Here is a 21,043-nt window from a genome sequence, read left to right on the forward strand (position 1 = left end):
CAGGCGGAAGCGAAAAGGGCGAGGCCGTGATGGCCCCGCCCTTTTTTTATTGCACGCGCGATGCGGCGCTCAGAACTTGTACGTCGCCGCCAGGAAGAACACCAGCGGATTGGGCCGCAGCGTGGTCTTCGACGTCGACAGCACGGTGCCGTCCGAAGCCTTGATCGTCATCGTCGATTCCGACTTCAGCGGAATGTACGTCACGGCCCCGGTCACGCCCCAGTGCTCGTTGAAATTGTACGTGCCGCCGATATTGAAGATCGGTGCCCATGACGACGAGGCATCGGCACTGACCGACGTTGGTCCCGGGATACCGGCGCCCGCAGCCAGGATGGCCCCAAGGTTGTTGTTGACCGACTGCGCGAACGCAGGGTTCACCTTGACATCGGTGAAGAAGTTGTACGACACGCCGACACCGACAAACGGCCGGAACGTCACGCCTGGCGAGCGGAAGTGATACTGCACCATGGCCGCCGGGCTCCACTGCCGTGCCTGGGTGATGATCGGATTCAGCGACGGATCGCCCAGGCTCTGGCGGCCCAGCGCGCCGGCCGGTCCGGGCGGGATCAGCTCACCGTGGCCGTAGATCTTGAACGTGGGCGGAATGCCGCCCACGGCAGTGATGGCGATGTGGTCGGTCACGAAATGGCTGAACGTCAGGCCCAGCGTGTCGGAATTCGACGACGACAGGCCGCTGCCCGGTGCCGAGAACGACGAAGGCAGGCCCAGCGGATAGTTGATCGGCACATCCACGACATTGGTGGTCAGCGGCCCACTGGTGCCGAACGTCTGGATGTGAAACCAGCCGGCCGACACCACGTTGTCGCCCGCCTTCTGGGCATGCGCGGGCGTGGTAAGGCATGCGGCAACGGTGGCTGCCACGGGCAGAAGGTGCTTCAGGGCAAGTCGCTTGTTCTGCATTGTCTGTCTCCCCGTTTCTTGTTATTCGACGAACGCGCCGATGGTGAAATACGGGCTGCCGTTGCGGTCCTCCAGGAATCCGAACACGCCGCCCGTGAACATCAGCTTGCCGGTGATGCCGGGCGTGCCTTCCTTGCGCGTGGTGGTGATCACGCCTGCCGTGGTTTGCGAGAAGTCGAGCTTCAGCGCAATGGCACGCGTGGCGTCCGATGCATGGAACGGGTCGAGCATGGCCGCGTCCGCGCCAACCAACGCCGTGGTCTTGTAGTCGAAATTGCTGTCGACGCCCACGTACTCGCCGTTGACGGTGCCCTGGGTGGCGGACACGGCCGGTGCCATCATGCCGATGCCAATCTCGTCGTCGGCGCCCAGCGGCAGCTTGTCGGCACTGGCGTAGCCGACGCGGATCATCACCGGCACCAGTTGTCCGCGCAGCTTGCCGACAATGAGGTAGGCGCGCCCCATCACATTGCCAAGCGTCGGCGCCTGTTCGCCCTCATAGTTGGTCGACAGCAGCGTGCCATTCGATTGCGCCGCGAACTTGTTGCCCTTCTGCTTGCAGGTGCCACCGGCCTTGTTGTCGCAGACCGTGTACGAGCCGTCGGCCGCCAGCGACATCTTGTAGTCCTGCGCCACCTGCGCGAAGTTCATTGACGGAATCTCGTGGAAGCCCGAGCCGTTGTAGAGTCCGGCGATCTTGCCGAGATCGGTCTCGGTCTGCGCGAAGCCGATGAACTGGAAGTAGGGGAACGTGGTGTCGGGCACCGCACCCGCGCCCAGCAGCCCGTTGAACTGGATACGGGCGCCGGGGATGGTGCCGCCCATCACGCCCTCGCCCAGGAACAGCTTGGCCGGCCGGGCCGGGTCCAGGCTGGCGCCCTGCAGCACGAACGCACACTGGTTCAGCTTCTGTGTCGGCAGCCCGGTTTCCTGAGCCAGCGTGCCGGTCATCACGTTCTTGCCGTCGGTGGGGTCCGAGCGCGTGGGCGATACGGTGCCGGTGCTGCGCGGTACCGACGAATCGAGGAACGTCACGGCCCATGTCTTTTGCGTGGTGTCGATCTGCACCTTGACCAGTTCGCCGGAGCCCGTGCCGCCGATATATGGCGTCGAGTAGTCGACCGATGCGGGGCACAGGCGCGGCGTTACCGCAGCGGGCGTGCTGCTGCCGCCGCCATCGCCACCGCCGCCGCCGCACGCGGCCAGCAAGGCGGTGGTGACAAGGGCCAGCGCCAGGTGCGGTAGCCAGGGCCGCTGCGTGGTGGCGCCGGCGGTGTACGGACGAAGCGATTGCGGCAGCTGCATGATGAAGTCTCCTTGGTGCTTTCTTATGTGTGAGGCAGGGATCCGGGCGCGCGGTGTCCGTTAGCGGTTTGCCACCGCGCTGACGCGGAAGGTCGGGCTGGCGGCGTTGCCGAACAGGTGGGCGTACACGGGGCCGGTGGTGATCAGCGCGCCGGTCTGGCCGCTGTTGTCGACGGTGCTCACCACGCCGGGCCGCGTGGCCTGCGTGAGATCCATCTGGAAGCCACCGATCGGCGTGAGCGACGAGTCTTGCGGATCGAGCCAGGCCCCGACGTTGTCATGCAACGACGACGCGACGTACCTGAAGTCGCTGCCCGAGCCGATGTATCCGCCCTTGAGTGCGGTGGCGGTAGTGGCGGTGGTTGGCGACAGCAGCGCGATGCCGGATTCGTCGTCGACGCTGAGGATGATGTTGGTAAGGTCCGAGAAGTCGACGCGCGCGTAGCCCACGCGCACCAGCAACGGCACCAGCTTGCCTTCGAGCTTGCCCACGATCAGCACACCCTTGGCCAGCGTCTGGTTGCCGGCCGCGAACGTCTGGGTGAAGAAGAACGGATACGGTTTCAGGCCGCTGGAGTCGAAGCTCTCGAAAGCGCCGTCGGTGCCTGCGCGCAGCTTCCAGGCCTTGCCGGTGGTCACGCAGTTGCCCGAAGCCACCGTGCAGGTGCCGTCGGCGTTGATGGTCTCCACCTTGTTGGCGACCGTGGGCACGAAATGGTCCGTCGAGACCGGATCTCCACCTGACGGAATCAGGTGGTAGCCCAGCACGTTGTAGCTGCCAGCCACCTTGCTGAAGTCAGTCTCGGTTTCGGCGAAGGCCAGCACCGGATACATCGCGAAGGTCGTGGCAGGAATGGCGCCAAAGCCGGGGACGGCGTCGGTGCCGCCGAGGCCGTTGTACTTGATCGTGGCACCCGGGATGCCGCCGCCGGCAACGCCATTGCCGACGAACAGGATCGGGGGATTGGCCGGATCGATGAGCGCTTGCGACTTGCCGTCGGATGCCGTCGCGGTCTTCAGTTCGTATGCGCAGTTGTTCTGGGCTTCGGTGGGCAACGGCCGGGTGGGATGCGACATCGTGCCGGTGACAGTGACGCCGGCGCGCGTGGGGTAGATATCGGCAGTGGTCTGCGGGACCGGCGATTCCAGGAACTGGATGCGATACGTGCCCTTCGTGCTGTCGAGCTGGATCTTTACGAACTCGCCCGCACCGGACCCTCCGGTGTACGTGGTGTTGAAGTCCAGCATGCTGGGGCAGATCGCGGCCACCGGCTGGTTGACCGTGGGGCCCGACGGCGTGCACGTTCCATTGGTGGCGCATTGCTGCGCGGCGGCTTGCGGCGTGGTACCGCCAGGGTCGCCGTCGCCACCGCCGCAGGCGGTCAGCGCGATCGTCAGGCTTACCCCAGCCAAGGCAAAAGCGGTGCGTCGAAAGTTCGACTGTTTCATGGAGGTCTCCTCGTTCTTATGACGGGCGCACCGGCACTGGCCGAGGTGTCGCACGGTGGTCGGAATCTCGCGTTTCAAGCGCCTTGGCGCAATAGAGCGCTCGTTCCAAACATTGGCGCTGCGCCGTCTGCCGTTGTCCGCCAAGCTCCTCGCGCTGCTGTTCAAACCGCGTGCGCGGCCCGTTGTGCGCACATTCAAACGGGGGTGGTGCCTGGCGCCGGCTGCATCAGAACTTGTATTCGCTGTTGGCGGGGTCGAATGCCGATGCATCGAACGTCTTCTTCACGGCCTTCTCGAAGACGATCTTCTCGACCATGTTGCCGTCGGTGTCCCATGCCGTTTCGGTGCGCGGCCATGGATGCCTGAGGTCGAACGTCAGCTGCACCTTCCTGGCGTAGTACTTGGGCGCGCCTTCCGGCAGATCCCAGGTCAGCGCCACCATGCGCGTGCCCTGTTCCTGCACGATCTCCGCGCGCGTGTATTTCTCCGACAGGCCCGCGGCGCGCAGCGTCCTGGCATCGCGCTCCAGCATCGACAGCACGAACTGGAAGCCGAGATCGCGCACGGTATGGTTCGATTGCGATTTCGCCAGCGTGCCGTCGATGGCGGTCCAGATCGACGTGAAGCCCATGATGCCGCCCAGGTGGCCGTACATCTCTTCCTTGCGGCGGGTCTCGTCGTAGATGATTTCCTGGCCGGCCTGCACGCCGTTGGGCAGCCACTTCGCGTAGAGCTGGCGTGGCAGATGGCGGTAGCGGATCATCATGCGCGCGGGCTTGTCCTGCCACTGGCCGTTAAGGCGCTCCTGGCGCGTCATCCAGTATTCGTATTCGGGATAGCGGTTGATTTCCTGCCGCGCCCACGTCAGCAACGCCTCGGGCTGCAGGGCGTCGAACACGGCCAGCACCTGCGTGTCGGACATCGACGCCAGTTCGCCGCTGGCAATCTGCCTGGCGAACAGTGCGGTCTGTTGTGAAGTCGGCAAGCCGTCGAAAGGCGTCGGCGCGCGAGCCGGCTGTGCGGCCGGTGCGCCCTGGGCGTGAGCTTCGAACAGGCTGCCGGGCGGCGTGGCGAGGAATCCGAGGATGCCGCCAAACGCGGCGATCACGAATATCTGCTTCATTGCGAGTCTCCAGTGTGTTTTGCTTTTTCTTCGGGCAAGACGGGGTCCTTCCGGCCGTGCGGAACACGGCAGGCTGGATGCGCACCGGAACCGCGGCGCGCAGCGGGTCACACCGCGCGGTTGGCGTGGTGGATCGACAGGGGGGTGATGAAGGCGACGGTTACCGTCGCGGCTCGCCGCAGCGCGCGTCGCGGTCCCGGTGGAGACCGCGACGGCGTGCCGCTATGTCCTGGGGCGGGTACGCATCCAGTCGTCGAGCGGATTGCTGGGGAAGGTGGCGCAGTGCTCGCGGCGCACCGCCATGCTGGCGGTTGGCGGACGCGTCGTGGTTTCGCTGCGTGCGGCACGCGCGCTGCGCCGCGCACGGCCCATTGCCGCAGCCGTGGCGGCGGCAAGCTCCTGGGCTTCGCTTTCGGCCGTGGCGGCCAGCGCAGCGATGCTGGCCTGTTCGTCGGCGTGCTGGGCCTCGCCGATTTCGAATACCTCCTGCAGGGCGCCAAGCTCCTGCACCGCTGGCGACGGTGCCTTGAGGGCAGCCACCACCATCGATGTCAGTTGCGCCAGTACCTGCGCATCGCTCATTCGCTTGCCCTGCGTGAACGCCGGCATCAGGTTGCCAAGTTCGTCGCCGGCCAGCACGCCCGCCAGCGCCTTGAGGGCGAAGTGCAGGCGCCAGCCCAGTTCCTGTCGTGGCACGTCAGGCAGCGCGCGCGCAAACGCTTCGAAGAAGCGTCCGAACACGGGTGCGTAATGCCCCATCAGCCAGGACTGGATGAACGGTGAGGTATCGGAATACACGCGCCCAAGCAGGCGCAGGAACGACGGGCCGCCGATATCGGGCTCGCGTGCCATTTGCAGCGCGGGCACGAACAAGGCCCCCATCACGTGTTCGCAACGGATGGCGTTGCCGGGCCAGCGTGCCTCGCAGGCATCCAGCAACGCAAGCCGCCGCGTGTTGAGCGGATCCAGCCGGCGGCTCAGCACCGACTGCATCATGATTTCCTTGCTGCGGAAGTGATAGTTGACGGCGGCCAGATTGACGATCGCTCGGGACGTTACCTGCCTGAGCGAAGTCGCTTCATAGCCAACCTCAATGAACAACTTCTCGGTCGCATCGAGGATGCGAGCCTTGGTATCTCCTGCCGTGGTTTTCCCGGTCTTCATGGGGGCGTCTCTCGCTGAAAAACCGCTGTGGACCCCTGCAAAAAAAAACTACAAATCCACGACCGTCCGCTCCTTGCTCTGATGGCATACGGATGCTTCAAACGGTTGTAGGGAGCCTATCTAGCGCTCCGAGCGTTTCACAAGACCATTTTTCGAAGACTTGCTCTAAATTGCAAGCCCCTGCCACGCACCGCGTTGCCTGGCAGGAATCTGGTCACGCCATGATGGTCTTGCGCAACGCAGAGGCATTCTGCGCCGTCAATGCGAACACTGACAACTGGGGATTGGCACCAATGCTTGTCGGAAATGCCGAACCATCGAACACGTACAGATTCTGCAGATGATGATGGCGTCCGGCACTGTTCACCACACCGCGCGCAGGGTCTTCGCTCATCGCACAGCCGCCCATCAGGTGGGCGCTGAACAGCAACACGCGGAATTTCTTCAGGGGCAGAAGGCCGATGGCCTTGCTCGCCTGCGCCCAGGTCGTGTAGGAATTGCCATCGAGATGGGCTGGTCTCACGCGCCGGGCACCGGCCGCAAACTGGGCCTCGGCCATGCTCAGGTAGGCGCGCCGCACGCCATCCCATACGTAGTCGCTCACTTCATAGTCCAGCACGGGGCTGCCGTCGTCTGCAATTTTTACGCGCCCGCCCGGGCTGTCGGGCACGAAGCCATCGCGCAGCAGGGCCAGCATGGCGTTGGTATGCGGCAACGCGGCCATCTCGCGTTGCAATGCCTGGCCCATGCCGTTGAACACGCCGGCGCTGATGCCCGGGAACATTGGCGGTACTTCGAGCTTGTACCCCATCGGCCCTGTTGCGCCGTCGCGCCACTGGAAATGGTCCGAAGCCACCGATTGCGGCGCCCCATAATAAGGATCAATTTTCTCTGGCATTTCGGCGATACTTAAATTCACCGGATGAATAAAAGTGCGCCGACCGATCCGGTCATGCGGATCGGGGATGCGCGACCGCAGCAACAGTGCCGGTGTGTTGATGGCCCCGCCGGCAGCGATCACGTAACGGGCCCGCACGCTGACGCCGACGCCGGTCGGGGTGTAGCCGTCCTGTCCCAGGGCATCGCCGGTCAGGCCGCGCACGACCTTGCCGTCATGGTCGATGGTGCGCACGCGCAGCCGGTGCACCAGCGTGGCGCCGCGCGCCAGCGCGTTCGGAATGGTCGACACCAGCATCGACTGCTTGGCGTTGACCGGGCAGCCCAGCCCGCAATAGCCGGAATTCCAGCAGCCCTTCACGTTGCGCGGAATCACGTGCCATTCCCAGCCCAGCCTTTCACAGCCACGCCGCAGCACCGCGTTGTTCGGATTCGGGTCCATCGCCCATGGCGCCATGCCCAGGCGTTCCTCGATCTGCGCGAACCACGGGGCCATGTCCGCCTCGCCGTGGCCAGTGACTGCGTGTTCGGCGGCCCAGTGCGCCAGGGTCTGCGGCGGCGTGCGGAAGCTCGATGACCAGTTCACCGTGGTGCTGCCGCCCACGGCGCGGCCCTGCAGGATGGAGATGGCGCCATCCGACGTGGCGCGTGCAGCGGCCTCCTGGTACAGATCGCGATAGGCGCGCGCTTCGTCCATGTCCCGGAAGCTGTCGGACGTGTGCAGCCCGCCCTCTTCCAGCAGCAGTACCGTGAGCCCTGCGTCGCTGAGCACCTCGGCGGCGATACCGCCGCCTGCGCCGGTGCCGACGATGGCGACATCGGCTTCGAGCGTGCGGGGCGCGGTGAACGTGGCGGCGTCGAGCACCTTCCAGCCGGACGCGATGCCGGCGCTGTAGATATCGTTGATCGGCATGTGGAATTCCGCTGCGGGCCTAGCTGTGAAGGGCGCGGTAGACCGCGGGATTGGGGCCGGGATAGCCGCTGGCGGCCCATGTGTCAGGCAGTACGAAGTAGGCCACGCTGGTCAGCTTTACCAGCACTACGCCACCGGCATTCAGCGTGGCAAAGCGGCTGCCGCGCCAGCGCGCCAGAAAGGCGCTCACCTGTTCGGGGGTGGCCTGGTCCCACGAAGCCCGCACGCCAGCCAGGGCCCAGCGCAGCGGCGTGCTGGCAAGCAGGTCCAGCAGCTTGCGCAGTTCGTGCTGGCCGTTCTGGCCCATGGCGGCAATCGTGCCGTCGACGTTCCTGATGGCCGCGTCGATGCGCTGGCGACGCGCGGTGGCGTCCAGTGTCTGGAGATCGATCGCCACGGCCGGCAGCAGCGCGGCAAACAGCGCGACATCGGCGGGCCGCAGGAAGGCCATGCCGGGTTGCGGCGGTGTGTCCGCCGGCGAGCAGCCGGTCAGCGCGGGCAACAGCGCCGAGCAGGCAATGGCCGCCGAGAAGCCCGCGCCCACTTTCAGGAACAGGCGGCGCGACGGATCAGGCGATGGATGCGGCTCGGGCGGTGCGGCAGCGCGGGCAGGGGTGGGCATGGTGTCTCCGTGACTGGTTTTTCTGTGCGGCTCTGGCGGCCGATGGCGTGGCCGCGCAGCGCCGGGTACGCCCCGAACGTGGCGGCGTTGCGATTCTGCCGAAACGCTCAAAACTATTTCGCACTGGCGCATAGGTTTCAAACGCACGACTGACCACCGCGCCCTATGCCGGTCTCTCGGCGCGAACGCCGTTTAATGTGATGCTAACGACGCTGGAAAAGGGCCAAAAATAGAGCCATTCTTCAAACCGTCGCATTGACCGGCCAGATACCGGTGCCTACGATGACATCGTTCAATGTCACGATCAACGGTGTCAATGAGAAGTCGTGGAACGACGATGTCTCGTTACACCGCACCGGAAAGCGGCCCCATGAATGCACCTCTGGACCTGCAGGCTCATCTTCCGACCGAAGCGGAGCAGGCATGCGATATCGCCATCATCGGCAGCGGCTTTGCCGGGCTCGGCATGGGTATCCGCCTGAAGCAGTCGGGCGTCGGCGACTTCCTGATCTTCGAGAAGGCCGATGCGGTGGGCGGCACCTGGCGCGACAACCACTACCCGGGGTGCGCCTGCGACGTGCAATCGCATCTCTATTCGTTCTCGTTCGCGCCCAACCCCGACTGGTCGCGCATATTCTCGACCCAGCCCGAGATCCGCCGCTACCTGGAACACTGCACCGACCGCTTTGGCCTGCGTCCGCACCTGCGGCTGGGCCATGAACTGGCGCACGCCGAATGGGACGCGCCCGCCGCGCTCTGGCGCCTGCAGATGCGCGATGGCCGCCGCGTGCGCGCCCGTGTGCTGATCGCGGGCATGGGCGGCCTGAGCCGGCCGTCGATTCCCGATATCCCCGGGCTCGATCGCTTTGCCGGCACCGTGTTCCATTCGCAGCAATGGCGCCATGACTATCCGCTGGCCGGCAAGCGCGTGGCCGTCATCGGCACTGGTGCCAGCGCGATCCAGTTCGTGCCGCAGATCGCACCGCAGGTGGCGCGGCTCGACCTGTACCAGCGAACGCCGCCGTGGATCATGCCCAAGCCCGATCGCGAAGTGACGGGCGTCGAGCGCTGGCTGTTCCGCCATCTGCCATTCACGCAGGCGCTGATGCGCACCAGCCTGTACTGGATGCTCGAATCGCGCGTGCTTGGCTTCGTGGTGCATCCGAAGCTCATGAAGGCCGTGGAACGCGTGGCGCGCCGCCATCTGAAAAAGCAGGTGCGCGACCCCGTGTTGCGCCAGACGCTGACGCCGAACTACACGATCGGCTGCAAGCGCGTGCTGATCTCGAACGACTACTACCCAGCGCTGACGCGCAGCAATGTCGATGTGGTGACCACGGGCATCGATCACGTCGAGGCCGATGCCGTGGTGCTGCGCGACGGCACGCGCCGTGCCGCCGACGCGATCATCCTTGGCACCGGCTTCCATGCCACCGATCCGCTGCCGCGTGGGGTGATCGTCGGCCGCGAGGGCCGCGACCTGCTCGATGCCTGGCGCGATGGCGCCGAGGCGTACCTGGGCACCACGGTGGCCGGCTTCCCGAACCTGTTCCTGATCGTTGGCCCCAACACGGGACTGGGCCACAGCTCGATGGTGTTCATGATCGAGTCGCAGGTGAGCTACGTGCTCGATGCGCTGCGCCAGATGCGCCACGAGCGCGTGCAGGCCGTGGACGTGCGCCCACCAGTGCAGGCCGCGTTCAATCGCGGCATCCAGCAGAAGCTCGGGCACGCGATCTGGGCCGCAGGCGGCTGCGCAAGCTGGTACATCGATCCGCGCAGCAACAAGAACACCACGCTGTGGCCAGGCTTCACGTTCCAGTTCCGCCGCGCCACGCAGTCGTTCCGCATGAGCGACTACGAACGCTGGCCCGTGCGCCACACCAGCGTCGAACCGCTGGCGGACGCCGCGCATGCCGGGCCGATCCGCGCCTGAGGCCAGCCGTTCTCGGCTCGCACCCCGCAAGTCACCAGACGCAAGACGCAAGACACAAGACCAAAGGAGACATGCATGAAGGATTTCCGCAACAGGGTTGCCGCGATCACGGGCGCCGGCTCGGGCATGGGCCGCTGCCTGGCGACGCAGCTCGCGCAGGCGGGCTGCCACGTGGCGCTGTCCGATTGCAACGAAGCAGGGCTGGCGCAGACGCTGGCCGACGTGCAGCGCCTGGCGCCGGACGTGCGCGCCACCATCGCCACGGTCGACGTGGCCGATCGTGCTGCGGTCTACGCCTGGGCCGATGCCGTGGTGCGCGACCACGGCCACGTGAACCTGATCTTCAACAACGCCGGCGTGGCGCTGTCGAGCACGGTCGAGGGCATGAGCTACGACGACCTTGAATGGATCATCGGCATCAACTTCTGGGGCGTGGTGTACGGCACCAAGGCTTTCCTGCCGCACCTGAAGGCCAGCGGCGAGGGTCACGTGATCAATACGTCCAGCGTGTTCGGCCTGTTCGCGCAGCCGGGCATGGGCGCCTACAACGCCAGCAAGTACGCGGTGCGCGGCTTCACCGAGGCGCTGCGCCAGGAACTGGACCTGATGGACTGCGGCGTGTCGGCCACCACCGTTCACCCGGGCGGCATCAAGACCAATATCGCGCGGGCCAGCCGGGTATCGCCCAGTGTCAACGGCCTGCTGGTGCGCGACGCCCAGCAGGGACGCGAGGAATTCGAGAAGTTCTTCATCACCACGGCCGACAAGGCCGCGCGCGTGATCCTGGACGGCGTGCGTGCCAACAAACGTCGCGTGCTGATCGGTCCCGATGCGCTGGCCGCCGATGCGATGGCGCGCCTGCTGCCGGCTGCCTACCAGTCGCTGGTGGTGCGCGAGACGCGACGCAAGCGCAAGCAGCTTGTACCGGATGCCGCCACGGCACCGGCACGCGGCGGAGAGCGCGCATGACGCGCGCCGCGCTGTCGCGCGAGGCCGCGTTGCAGTCGCCACCGGGCACGTTCACGCGCTGGTTCGGCCAGGGCCGCGTGGGCCTGGTCAGCCTGTCGCGCGACACGCTGGCGCGCCGCTATGCGCTGCCTGCGTCGCGCTGGATCCAGGTGATGGGCGCGCTCGTGCATTACACCGAGGAAGGAGTGCCCGAGGGCGAGCCGCTGGTGCTGATCCATGGTTTCGGCGCATCGCTGCACACGTGGGAAGGGTTGATGCCGGCGCTGCGCCAGCGCTATCGCGTGATTCGCCTGGACCTCGCGCCGTTTGGACTGACGGGGCCGCTGCATGATGCGCGCGGCCGCATCGCGACGATGGATATCGACGCCTACCGCAGCTTTATCGACGGCTTTCTGGCCGCGTTGAACCTGGCGCGTGCCACGTTCATCGGCAACTCGCTGGGCGGACTGGTCGCATGGGATCTCGCCGCGCGCCGCCCGGCGATGGTGAACCGGCTGGTGCTGATCGACGCGGCGGGCTTTCCGATGAAGCTGCCGATCTATATCGACCTGTTCCGCCACGCGGCGGTGCGCTGGTCGGCGCCATGGCTGCTGCCCGAGTGGATCATCCGCGCGGCCACGCGCGATGTGTATGGCGATGCGACGCGCGTGCCCGAGGCCACGTTCCGCCGCTACGTCGATTTCTTTTACGCAGCAGGCAGCCGCGAAGCGGTGGGCCGCATGGTGCCGAAGCTCGATTTCGATCAGCTCGACACCGAGCGGCTGCGCGGCGTGCGTCAACCCACGCTGGTGCTGTGGGGAGACCGCGACCGCTGGATCCCGCCCGCGCATGCCGCGGAGTTCGCGGCACGCATCCCCGACGTGACGCTGCACCGCTATGCGGGTCTTGGCCACGTGCCGATGGAAGAAGACCCGCAGCGCGTGGCGGCCGACCTGCTGCGTTTTCTGGACGGTGCCCGCGTGGTGCCAACCCCCCAGCCTCAGGAGTCCACATCATGATGCCAGTCCGCCGAGACGTGCATCCCCATCTCCCGCCGGAACGCATCTGCGACTGGCACGAGCGCGGGCAGCACGTGACCCATTTCATCAACGCCCTGTCGATCTTCTTCCCGGCCGGCGAACGCTTCTTCATGGACAGCGTGCGCAACTACCGCGACCGCGTGACCGACCCCGAACTCAGGCAGGCCGTGGCCGGCTTTATCGGGCAGGAAGCCATGCACACGCGCGAGCACATCCTCTACAACCGGCTGCTGGACGATGCGGGGCTGCCCGCGTCGAGGCTCGACAACGCGGTGGCGAAGCTGCTGAACCTGCTGCGCAGGATCCTGCCGAAGTCGTGGCAGCTGGCGCACACCATCGCGCTCGAACACTACACGGCGATGCTGGCCGGCGGCATGCTGTCCGACCCGCGCCACATGGGCGAGTCCGAGCCCGGCTACCGGCAGGTGTGGACGTGGCACGCGCTGGAGGAAACCGAACACAAGGCCGTGGCCTACGACGTCTGGAACACGGTGATGAAGCCGGGGCCGTATCGCTATTTCCTGCGCACGTTCACGATGCTGACCACCACCGTCACGTTCTGGGCGCTGGTGTTCGTGTTCCACGTGCGGTTGGTGATGGCCGACAAGACGTGCCGCAACAAGCTGTTGGGCTTCGGCCGCGTGGTGAACTTCCTGTGGGGGTCGCCCGGCGTGCTGCGCAAGATGATTCCGGAATGGTTCGATTACTTCCGCCCGGGCTTCCATCCGTGGGACGAGGACAACCGCGCCGAACTGAGCCGCATCATGCCGTTGATCGCTGAAATTGAAGATACGGCTATTCGAGCAGGAGCGAGTACGCGCGCGCCGTCGATTCGCAGTGCGGCGTAACCGACGATTGCAGAGGGGATTGGCCTCTCCCGTGCGCGGGAGAGGCGCCTGGTTATCGGGCCCCGGCTATTCGGCGGGCTTGTCGTTCAGGTGTTCGAGAATCGCCGCCACCCGATCGCCCAGGTATTTGTTCGCCGAGATCTCCAGCGACCGCATCATCTCGGTCTCCAGCGCCACCAGTGCCAGCGGGCGAATGCGCCAGAGCACGTCGACGATGCGCGGCACTTCCGACGCCGGTGGCAGCTGCCCTTCCCCGAACTTGTCGAGTTCGCGTACCACCATGCCGACGATGCGATCCGACACGGCCTGGAAGTGGCCGCGTGCATGGTCGATGATGTCCAGCACGTTTTCGAGCGGAAAACCCGCGCGGGCCATCTCCGCGCCGGCCACCAGGGCGCGCGGGCTGCGCGCCAGATAGCCAAAGCCGTCAGGCTCCAGCAATCCCAGCGAGATGGCCTTTGCCAGCGCCGGGCGGGAGATGGCGCGGCCGAACAGCCGGGCCAGTGCCAGATACGAATAGTGGCGTGGCGCCTCGCTGTTCCACGGGCTGCTGATCGCGGTCTCCAGGCCCAGGATCGAGCGCAGGTCGTGGCCTTCGACGATGGCCTTCAGCAGCTCCATGATGTTGGCCAGCGTATAGCCGCGCGCCAGCAGATGATGGATCAGCCGCAAGCGGCCAAGATGGGTCTGGGTGTAGATGCCCACGCGGCCGCGCCGCTCGGGCGGATCGATCAGGCCACGGTCCTGGTACGAGCGGATATTGCGCACCGTGGTGCCGGCCGCGCGCGCCAGTTCGTCGATCGTGTATTCGGGAAAGGCGGCGCGGTCCGATGGCGTTGCATCGGACGGGCCGGCAGCGGAGGAGGATGGGCTGGCGCCGCGCTTGGGGGAAGACATGGCGAAAATTCTAACCGAGGCGGCGCAGCGGCATGGGCTTGGAGCAGGTCGCCGCAGCGCATCGTGACAGCGACGTTACAATGCGCCAACAACGTTCCCGGTCCCCATGCATATCCGTTGGCTCGAAGATTTCGTCTGTCTGGCCCAGGCTGGCAGCCTTGCGCGTGCCGCCGAGCTGCGCAACGTCACGCCGCCGGCGTTCGGACGTCGCATGCAGGCGCTGGAAGTGTGGGCCGGCGCACCGCTGATCGATCGCAGTGTGTTTCCCGTGCGGCTCACGCACGAGGGCCGGCAGTTCCTGGAGGCCGCCCAGACCGCGCTGCGCACCCTCGACGACACGCGCGTGGCGCTGCGTGCGGCGCACCGGGCCGATGCCAGCACCATCATCATTGCCACGGGCAAGACCCTGGCTCGTTCGATGGTGCCCGCATGGCTGGCCGGCCTGCGCGATGCATTGCGTGACGATCCGGTTGGCGCGGGCTTCCGGACGCGACTGTCCACGCACGCCACGCACGACGCGCTGGAGATGTTCACCGAAGGCGACGCCGACTTCCTGCTCTGCTACAGCCCGCACGACCTGCCGATCATGCTCGACGATGCGCACTACCGTTTCCACGCCGTGGGTGTCGAGCGGCTGGTCTGCGTATCGGCCGCCACGGCGCGCGGCGGGCCCGAATTCCGGCTCCAGAAGCCGAAGGCCGGTGCGCGTCCGGTGCCGGTGCCGATGATCGCCTACGCCGAGACGTTGACCATGGGCCGCATGGTCAACCAGGAGGTTGCGCGACGCAAGCTGGCAAGCTGGCTCGATGTGATCGCGGTCAGCGACTTCGCGGAGTCGGTCCACGAGATGGTGCGTCAGCGCATGGGCCTGGCCTGGCTGCCCGCGCGGCTGATCGCCGACGACCTGCACGCGGGCCGGCTGGTGCGGGCCGACCTGCACGGTGGCGACAGCGCCGACCTCGCCCTGGACATCCGCCTGTACCGGCCGCGTGCGCCGATGCGGGCGCTGGCCGAAGCGTTCTGGCAAGCCGCCTCAAAGTAGTGCGTGTGCGCTCTCGCGCACCATTCCCGACCATTGCCGAAACGGCAACCGCTATTGCCAAAGCCGCATGCCGCAGCAGTGCGCGCTCTCTACCATCGCCGGAAAACATTCACAGACCTGCCCGGAGAAATCATGAACCCGATGCTGCGCGCGCTTGCCGCCGTTTCCCTTGCCAGTAGTGCCCTCGTTTCGGCCAGCGCCCTGGCGGCCGGTGGCTATCCGACCAAGCCGATCACGCTGGTGGTGGGCTACACCGCAGGCGGCAGCGTCGACCTGGTGGCGCGCACCGTGGCGCCCGAGCTGGGCAAGCGCCTGGGCCAGAGCGTGGTGATCGAGAACCTGGGTGGCGCAGGCGGCACCATCGGCGCGCAGAAGGTGGTCAAGGCCGAGGCCGACGGCTACACGCTGCTGATGGGTTCGGGCAGCGAGGTGTCGATTGCCCGCCTGACCAATCCGGCCGTGCGCTACGACGGCGAGAAAGACCTGGCGCCGATCACCTTTGTCGGCACCCAGCCGATGGTGCTGGTCGGCAAGCTGCAACTGCCGGCCAAGGATGCCAGCGAACTGATGGCGCTGGCGAAGGCCAAGCCGGGCACGCTGTCGTACGCGTCGTCGGGCGTGGGAACGCCGCTGAACCTGGCAGGCGAACTGATCAAGCAGCAGGGCAAGGTCAATATCACGCACGTGCCGTACAAGGGCGCATCGGCCATGGCCACCGATCTGTTGGGTGGCCAGATCGACCTCGCGGTGATGGTGCTGTCGTCGGCACTGCCCCATATCCAGGCCGGCCGCGTGCGCGCGTACGGCGTGACAGAGGCCAAGCGCGCCAGCGTGGCGCCCAACGTGCCGGCCCTGGCAGAGACCCCGGCGCTGAAGGGCGTGGATATGGGAGTATGGTTTGGATTGATGGCGCCGAGTGCTACACCTAAGCCAATTATCGATCGGCTGAATACTGAAATGCAGGCCGTGCTGGCCCTGCCGGACGTGCGCAAGAAGCTGGCCGAGGCCGGCGTCGAGGTGCAGCCGGCCAATCCGGCCCAGTTCGGCAGCTTCGTGAAGCGCGAAACGGCCAAGTACAAGACGATCGTGCAGACCGCCGATATCCGGGAATAAATATTACGAATGATGGAAAAGTATTATTGCCATCATTAATAGATGTTAGTTATAGCTGGCCCGTCAGGGGCAGCCAAGGAAGTCCAGATGACACAGAGCGCTCCCTCCTTCGACGCATATCCGGTCGAAGTCGAGTTTTCCGATATCCGCCCCTATGCCGAAGGCAACACGGGCATCGCGTACGTGCATACGTTCGACAGCGGCCTGCCGGGTCCGCATGTGATGATCAATGCCCTGACGCACGGCAACGAGGTGTGCGGCGCGATTACCGTGGCGGGCCTGCTCGATCACGGCCTGCACCCCCGGCGCGGCCGGCTGACGCTGGCGTTTGCCAACGTCGATGCCTATGCCACGTTCGATGCGGCCAGGCCCGACGCCTCGCGCTTTGTCGACCAGGACTTCAACCGCGTGTGGACGGCCGCCGTGCTCGACGACCCGTCGCGCGATTCCTCCGAACTGCGCCGCGCCCGGGCCATGCGCCCGGTCATCGACACCGTTGACCTGCTGCTCGACCTGCATTCGATGCACGAAAAAAGCCGTCCGCTGATCGTATCGGGCCCGCTGGACAAGGGCATCGCGCTGTCGCGCGCCGTGGGGGCACCGGCAGACATCATCGTCGACGAGGGCCATCCCGAAGGCCGCCGCATGCGCGACTACGCAGGTTTTGGCGATGCCGCCAGCGCGCGCAACGCACTGCTGATCGAATGCGGCCAGCACTGGGAAGCCGGTGCCGTGGATGTGGCACGCGACAGCACCGCGCGTTTCCTGCTCAATGCCGGAATCATCGACCAAGCCGACCTGCCGGCCGGATGGCTGCGGCCGTTGCCCACCGCCCAGCGCGTGGTGCGCGTGACCGAGCCGGTGGTGGCCAGCAGCATGGACTTCCGCTTTGCGGGGCCCTACACAGGACTGGAAACGTTTGCCGACGCCGGCACCGTGATCGGCTGGCGCGATGGCGAGCCCGTGACCACGCCGTACGCCAACTGCGTGCTGGTGATGCCGTCGCTGCGCCAGCTGCGGCCGGGCGTGACGGTGGTGCGGCTGGGCCAGCTTGAAAGCTGAGTCGCACCGCGCACAACGAAAAGACAACAACAAAAACACTGAAACTGGTTGCAGAGGGGTGTTTCAGCGGTAAGCACCGGCAAGCGGCCCCCACAAGAGGTAGCGTCCGGTGCCCGTTTTTCCTGTCATGCCGTGATATATGTCGGCGACAGCTAGATTAAGCATTTCTTTAATTCAAGGGCGTTGTCGCGTCATCCGATAACTGCGATGTGACGATCTGCCGTCAGAGCAGACGTCGCCCGTGCGTCACAACGGCGCATGGCGTTATTCACGGAGCGCCCCTTGTCTTCTACCTCTTCCCTTACCCTGCCCCAGCAGGCAGCGGCGGGCCGCGTGCGCGCGCTCGCCGGCAGCTGGAGCATCGGCACGCGCATTGCGCTGGTTGTGCTGGCTGTTCAGATCATTGCTTTCTGCGCGTTCTCGCTGGCGCTGTCGCTCAGCAGCATGAACCAGCTCGAGTCGCAGGCCCGCGACGCCATCAGCGCCGAAAGCCAGACCCTGCGCGAACTGGTGGCCCAGCTCGATGACACCATGCTGCAGGAGGCCGACCGGTTCCTGCTGAACTTTGCATCGGTGCTGCCCGGCCCGTACGCGGTGGACCCGTCCCAGTCCATCGAAGTGGCCGGCAAGCCCACACCGGCCTTTCGCAGCGGCGACCTGCTGCTGAACAACAGCTTCGAAGTACCGGATCGCTTTTTCGCCAATACCGGCGGCGTCGTGGCGACCGTGTTCGCCCGTACCGGCGACGACTATGTTCGCGTGACCACGTCGCTCAAGAAGCAGGACGGGCAGCGTGCGGTGGGTACGCTGCTGGACCGCGCCAGCCCGGCCTATGCGGCAGTGGCGTCGGGCAAGTCGTACCGGTCGCTGGCCTGGCTGTTTGGCAAGCCCTATATGAGCAAGTACGAGCCGGTGCGCGATGCCGGCGGCAAGATCGTTGGCGCGCTGTATGTAGGCGTGAACGTCGAGGCCGAACTGGCCGCACTGAAGAACCGCATCCGCCGCAAGACGATCGGGGCCGATGGTCAGTTCATCGTCATCGACGCCAAGGCCGGCGCCGACCAGGGCAAGGTCATGGTGGACCGCTCGGGCTCTGAAGGCACGGTGCAGATCGACGCGAAGGATGTCGACGGCAAGCCGTGGATTCGCGACATGATTGCCGCCAGGGACGGTGCGGTGGTCGGCACGGTAGCCATCGGCAACAGCGCCCCCACCGAGCGGCTGACCGCGTTCGTGACCTATCCCGACTGGCAATGGCTGATCGCGGGCACGGTGCCGATGGCATCGCTGCGCGATGAACTCGTAGCCAGCCGCAACCGTTTCCTGGCGTTCGGCCTGCTGGTCGCGCTGGCGGTGTCGGCAGCGTTCTGGTGGCTGCTGCGCCGGATGGTCAGCCATCCGCTGGGCGAGGCCGCCGACGCGGCAGGCCGCCTGGCTTCCGGCGACCTGACCACGCGGCTGGATACCCGCCGCAACGACGAGATCGGCCAGCTGATGCGCGCCATCGACGGCGTGGGCCAGGGCCTGACCGGCATCGTCGACAAGGTACGCGGCAGCATTGGCGCCATCGCCGGCAGCACCAGCCAGATTGCCAGCGGCAACGCCGACCTGTCCGCGCGCACGGCGTCGCAGGCCGGCAGCCTGGAGCGTACCGTCGCCAGCATCGAGCAACTGTCCGCCACGGTGAAGCAGAACGCCGACAATGCGCACGACGCCAACGCGGCCGTGGCCAGCGCCGCCGATGCGGCGCGCGCGGGCGGCAGCACCGTGGGGCGCGTGGTCGGCACGATGGCCGATATCCATCGCAATGCGCAGCAGGTGGTGGACATCATCGGCATGATCGACGGTATCGCGTTCCAGACCAATATCCTGGCGCTCAATGCCGCCGTGGAAGCGGCCCGCGCGGGCGAGCACGGGCGCGGCTTTGCCGTGGTGGCTGGCGAGGTGCGCAGCCTGGCGCAGCGCAGCGCCAGTGCGGCGGGCGAAATCAAGCAGCTGATCGAACGGACCGTGGCCGACCTGAAGAGTGGCAACGAGGCCGTTCAGCAAGCCGGCACGGCCATCGACGATGTGGTGCGCCGCGTGGAAGGCATTGCGGCGCTGATGGGCGACATCAGCGTGGCGTCGCGCGAGCAGTCACAAGGGCTGGCCCAGGTCAGCGGCGCGGTGGCCGAGATGGACGGCGTCACGCAGCAAAACGCGGCCCTGGTGGAAGAAGCGGCCGCAGCGGCCGAAAGCCTGCATCACCAGGCGCAGGAACTGCGCCAGGCGGTGGAGGTATTCCGGCTGGCCTGACCAGCCGATGTATCGGTGTCGACCCTGCGGCGTCAGGCCGCGGGGGCCGTGGCCGGTGCCGGGGCGGGCGATACCTGTGCCGGCGCCGGCTGGGGCTTCAGGCCCGGGAACAGCCGGTCGACCAGTTCGTCGATCTTGGCATCGGGCTGGATCAGGTGGCTCAGGTTGATGCCGCCCGCGCTGCGGTTGGCGTTGAACACGGCCTTGCCCACGCGTTCGCCGTTGCGGAACACGGTGATGTCGGCCGACACCAGGAACGGCGTGATGAAGGTCTGGCGCTGGGCCGTGTAGACGGCCGTCATCGGGCACGATGCCACCGACGACTGCGGCGGCAGCATCTTCACCTCGAAGTTGCGCGCCCGCAGCGAATTGGCAAAGTCGTCGATATAGGCGTTGCCATTGACCTGGTGGGTGATCACGCAGAACAGCGCGCCATCGGCGCCCACTACGCGGTTGCCGTCCACGCGGAACTGCGCCGGGCCGCCATAGGCACCGTTCTGGTAGCCGGCGATGGGGTCGACCTGGTCTGCGCGGTCGACCGGCGTCACGCTCTGGTAGGTGGAACAGCCCGTGGCCAGCAGGGCCAGCGTGGCGGCTATCGTTGCTCTCTTCATCTTGGATCCTGGATGCGCGTCGGCGAGGGTGCCGGCCGTCCGGATCCGCTTCGGGCTTGGAGCTTCGAGACGCGGTTCAGGGACGCATTGCCGGCAGCATGCCTGCGTAATGTAGGCGTGCCGGCGGGCAGTCAATGCGTGGAACAGCGGGGGACAGATGCCGCAAATCGCTAAAGTTGCCCATGAGGCATGTGAACGGCATCCGTCGCCGATCCGCCGGATCAGTTGGCGCCGCCCCGGATCAGGCACTCGGACAGCAGCGGCGTGCCGCCTTCGGCCTGCCCGGCGCCCGTGCACTCGACGGCCACCTTCTGGCCGCGCCGGACCATCGTGGCACGCGCTTCCACCTCGCAGGCGCGGGTGCCCGGGCCGCAGATCTGCTGGCGGAGCAGCGCCGCACGGACCACTTCGCCGGGGTTGTCGGTCCGGATTTCCAGCACCAGGTTGTCGCCGTCGCGGCGTACGCCGCTGGCTACGCCTTCGACGATGAAGTAGCGGCCGCGATAGCGGTCGTCCGCTGCCACCGCGTCGTTGCGATAGTCGTCTGCCAGGCCTTCGGCCTGATACTGGGGCAGACGGTCGGCGGGACGGTTCGGATCGATGCTGATCGGGTCGAGCGTGCCGTTGCGCGGGATGCCGCGCGGCAAGCTGGCGGGTTCGTCGGGGACGGAGACGGTGGCAACCGGCGCCACGTCTTGCTTCTCATTGCCAACGAACCACAGCAGGAAAAGGACGACGACAGCAACAACGGCGATAAGGGTTTGTCTGGTGCGGCTCAACATCGGGCGGGCTTCTGGGGCGACTGGATCTTCAGGGACTTCGCAAGGGACTGCAGGACGGCGAAGTCCGCCAGT

Annotated in this window: 18 protein-coding genes; 8 read left to right on the top strand and 10 right to left on the bottom strand. The window is 66.3% G+C overall.

Annotated elements, in window-relative coordinates; genetic code table 11:
- Window positions 1-69: 69 nt before the first annotated feature.
- From ACOABP_RS08980 to ACOABP_RS09010, 7 genes are all read right to left on the bottom strand, one after another.
- Window positions 70-921, bottom strand: coding sequence for an OmpW/AlkL family protein (locus tag ACOABP_RS08980; RefSeq protein ID WP_474224572.1), 852 nt, complete (start codon window positions 919-921; stop codon window positions 70-72).
- A 21-nt stretch (window positions 922-942) separates the two neighbouring features.
- Window positions 943-2,226: a DUF2957 domain-containing protein gene (locus tag ACOABP_RS08985; protein WP_474224574.1), complete on the bottom strand. Its 1,284-nt coding sequence runs from the start codon at window positions 2,224-2,226 to the stop codon at window positions 943-945.
- A 60-nt stretch (window positions 2,227-2,286) separates the two neighbouring features.
- Entirely contained in the window at window positions 2,287-3,675 is a 1,389-nt protein-coding gene (locus ACOABP_RS08990; RefSeq protein WP_474224576.1) for a DUF2957 domain-containing protein, read from the bottom strand.
- 226 nt (window positions 3,676-3,901) lie between these two features.
- Window positions 3,902-4,798 (bottom strand): DUF1571 domain-containing protein, encoded by an 897-nt coding sequence (locus ACOABP_RS08995; protein ID WP_474224578.1) that lies wholly within the window; start codon window positions 4,796-4,798, stop codon window positions 3,902-3,904.
- Between the two features lie 222 nt (window positions 4,799-5,020).
- Entirely contained in the window at window positions 5,021-5,962 is a 942-nt protein-coding gene (locus ACOABP_RS09000) for a TetR/AcrR family transcriptional regulator (RefSeq protein WP_474224580.1), read from the bottom strand.
- Between the two features lie 214 nt (window positions 5,963-6,176).
- Window positions 6,177-7,772 carry a GMC family oxidoreductase gene (locus ACOABP_RS09005; protein ID WP_474224582.1) on the bottom strand — a complete coding sequence of 532 codons (1,596 nt, stop codon included), beginning with the start codon at window positions 7,770-7,772 and terminating at the stop codon, window positions 6,177-6,179.
- 19 nt (window positions 7,773-7,791) lie between these two features.
- A complete protein-coding gene (locus tag ACOABP_RS09010; protein WP_474224584.1) occupies window positions 7,792-8,394 on the bottom strand; it encodes a hypothetical protein in 603 nt (200 codons plus the stop codon).
- A 370-nt stretch (window positions 8,395-8,764) separates the two neighbouring features.
- On the opposite strand from ACOABP_RS09010, the gene ACOABP_RS09015 reads away from it, so the two are divergent.
- From ACOABP_RS09015 to ACOABP_RS09030, 4 genes are all read left to right on the top strand, one after another.
- Window positions 8,765-10,330 carry a flavin-containing monooxygenase gene (locus tag ACOABP_RS09015; RefSeq protein ID WP_474224586.1) on the top strand — a complete coding sequence of 522 codons (1,566 nt, stop codon included), beginning with the start codon at window positions 8,765-8,767 and terminating at the stop codon, window positions 10,328-10,330.
- A gap of 75 nt (window positions 10,331-10,405) precedes the next feature.
- Window positions 10,406-11,299 (top strand): SDR family NAD(P)-dependent oxidoreductase, encoded by an 894-nt coding sequence (locus tag ACOABP_RS09020; RefSeq protein WP_474224588.1) that lies wholly within the window; start codon window positions 10,406-10,408, stop codon window positions 11,297-11,299.
- Entirely contained in the window at window positions 11,296-12,297 is a 1,002-nt protein-coding gene (locus ACOABP_RS09025) for an alpha/beta fold hydrolase (protein WP_474224590.1), read from the top strand. Before ACOABP_RS09020 ends, ACOABP_RS09025 begins: the two co-directional genes overlap by 4 nt.
- Window positions 12,294-13,166, top strand: a complete 873-nt coding sequence (locus ACOABP_RS09030) for a metal-dependent hydrolase (RefSeq protein ID WP_474224592.1) — start codon at window positions 12,294-12,296, stop codon at window positions 13,164-13,166. Before ACOABP_RS09025 ends, ACOABP_RS09030 begins: the two co-directional genes overlap by 4 nt.
- A 66-nt stretch (window positions 13,167-13,232) precedes the next feature.
- Here the strand turns inward: ACOABP_RS09030 and ACOABP_RS09035 are convergent, their stop codons facing one another.
- Window positions 13,233-14,063 (bottom strand): MerR family transcriptional regulator, encoded by an 831-nt coding sequence (locus ACOABP_RS09035; RefSeq protein ID WP_474224594.1) that lies wholly within the window; start codon window positions 14,061-14,063, stop codon window positions 13,233-13,235.
- Between the two features lie 106 nt (window positions 14,064-14,169).
- Here ACOABP_RS09035 and ACOABP_RS09040 point away from each other — a divergent pair, with 106 nt between their 5' ends.
- The 4 genes from ACOABP_RS09040 (at window position 14,170) to ACOABP_RS09055 (ending at window position 19,575) form a co-directional block, all read left to right on the top strand.
- Window positions 14,170-15,105, top strand: a complete 936-nt coding sequence (locus ACOABP_RS09040) for a LysR family transcriptional regulator (RefSeq protein ID WP_474224596.1) — start codon at window positions 14,170-14,172, stop codon at window positions 15,103-15,105.
- A gap of 132 nt (window positions 15,106-15,237) precedes the next feature.
- On the top strand, window positions 15,238-16,218 hold the full coding sequence (locus ACOABP_RS09045; RefSeq protein ID WP_474224598.1) for a Bug family tripartite tricarboxylate transporter substrate binding protein: 981 nt from the start codon (window positions 15,238-15,240) through the stop codon (window positions 16,216-16,218).
- Window positions 16,219-16,305: 87 nt separating this feature from the next.
- Window positions 16,306-17,280 carry a M14 family metallopeptidase gene (locus ACOABP_RS09050; RefSeq protein WP_474224600.1) on the top strand — a complete coding sequence of 325 codons (975 nt, stop codon included), beginning with the start codon at window positions 16,306-16,308 and terminating at the stop codon, window positions 17,278-17,280.
- Between the two features lie 282 nt (window positions 17,281-17,562).
- Window positions 17,563-19,575 carry a methyl-accepting chemotaxis protein gene (locus ACOABP_RS09055; protein ID WP_474224602.1) on the top strand — a complete coding sequence of 671 codons (2,013 nt, stop codon included), beginning with the start codon at window positions 17,563-17,565 and terminating at the stop codon, window positions 19,573-19,575.
- 32 nt (window positions 19,576-19,607) lie between these two features.
- Here ACOABP_RS09055 and ACOABP_RS09060 read toward each other — a convergent pair whose 3' ends face one another.
- Window positions 19,608-20,189 (bottom strand): Sbal_3080 family lipoprotein, encoded by a 582-nt coding sequence (locus ACOABP_RS09060; RefSeq protein ID WP_474224604.1) that lies wholly within the window; start codon window positions 20,187-20,189, stop codon window positions 19,608-19,610.
- A 221-nt stretch (window positions 20,190-20,410) separates the two neighbouring features.
- A complete protein-coding gene (locus ACOABP_RS09065) occupies window positions 20,411-20,971 on the bottom strand; it encodes an OB-fold protein (RefSeq protein ID WP_474224606.1) in 561 nt (186 codons plus the stop codon).
- Window positions 20,972-21,043: the final 72 nt, after the last annotated feature.

The organism is Cupriavidus sp. HE11, from assembly GCF_056097175.1.

What these genes read in the sequence shown, in the direction of transcription:
- ACOABP_RS08980 (WP_474224572.1), bottom strand. Translation starts at nt 921, where the DNA reads ATGCAGAACAAGCGACTTGCCCTGAAGCACCTTCTGCCCGTGGCAGCC.
- ACOABP_RS08985 (WP_474224574.1), bottom strand. Translation starts at nt 2,226, where the DNA reads ATGCAGCTGCCGCAATCGCTTCGTCCGTACACCGCCGGCGCCACCACG.
- ACOABP_RS08990 (WP_474224576.1), bottom strand. Translation starts at nt 3,675, where the DNA reads ATGAAACAGTCGAACTTTCGACGCACCGCTTTTGCCTTGGCTGGGGTA.
- ACOABP_RS08995 (WP_474224578.1), bottom strand. Translation starts at nt 4,798, where the DNA reads ATGAAGCAGATATTCGTGATCGCCGCGTTTGGCGGCATCCTCGGATTC.
- ACOABP_RS09000 (WP_474224580.1), bottom strand. Translation starts at nt 5,962, where the DNA reads ATGAAGACCGGGAAAACCACGGCAGGAGATACCAAGGCTCGCATCCTC.
- ACOABP_RS09005 (WP_474224582.1), bottom strand. Translation starts at nt 7,772, where the DNA reads ATGCCGATCAACGATATCTACAGCGCCGGCATCGCGTCCGGCTGGAAG.
- ACOABP_RS09010 (WP_474224584.1), bottom strand. Translation starts at nt 8,394, where the DNA reads ATGCCCACCCCTGCCCGCGCTGCCGCACCGCCCGAGCCGCATCCATCG.
- ACOABP_RS09015 (WP_474224586.1), top strand. Translation starts at nt 8,765, where the DNA reads ATGAATGCACCTCTGGACCTGCAGGCTCATCTTCCGACCGAAGCGGAG.
- ACOABP_RS09020 (WP_474224588.1), top strand. Translation starts at nt 10,406, where the DNA reads ATGAAGGATTTCCGCAACAGGGTTGCCGCGATCACGGGCGCCGGCTCG.
- ACOABP_RS09025 (WP_474224590.1), top strand. Translation starts at nt 11,296, where the DNA reads ATGACGCGCGCCGCGCTGTCGCGCGAGGCCGCGTTGCAGTCGCCACCG.
- ACOABP_RS09030 (WP_474224592.1), top strand. Translation starts at nt 12,294, where the DNA reads ATGATGCCAGTCCGCCGAGACGTGCATCCCCATCTCCCGCCGGAACGC.
- ACOABP_RS09035 (WP_474224594.1), bottom strand. Translation starts at nt 14,063, where the DNA reads ATGTCTTCCCCCAAGCGCGGCGCCAGCCCATCCTCCTCCGCTGCCGGC.
- ACOABP_RS09040 (WP_474224596.1), top strand. Translation starts at nt 14,170, where the DNA reads ATGCATATCCGTTGGCTCGAAGATTTCGTCTGTCTGGCCCAGGCTGGC.
- ACOABP_RS09045 (WP_474224598.1), top strand. Translation starts at nt 15,238, where the DNA reads ATGAACCCGATGCTGCGCGCGCTTGCCGCCGTTTCCCTTGCCAGTAGT.
- ACOABP_RS09050 (WP_474224600.1), top strand. Translation starts at nt 16,306, where the DNA reads ATGACACAGAGCGCTCCCTCCTTCGACGCATATCCGGTCGAAGTCGAG.
- ACOABP_RS09060 (WP_474224604.1), bottom strand. Translation starts at nt 20,189, where the DNA reads ATGAAGAGAGCAACGATAGCCGCCACGCTGGCCCTGCTGGCCACGGGC.
- ACOABP_RS09065 (WP_474224606.1), bottom strand. Translation starts at nt 20,971, where the DNA reads ATGTTGAGCCGCACCAGACAAACCCTTATCGCCGTTGTTGCTGTCGTC.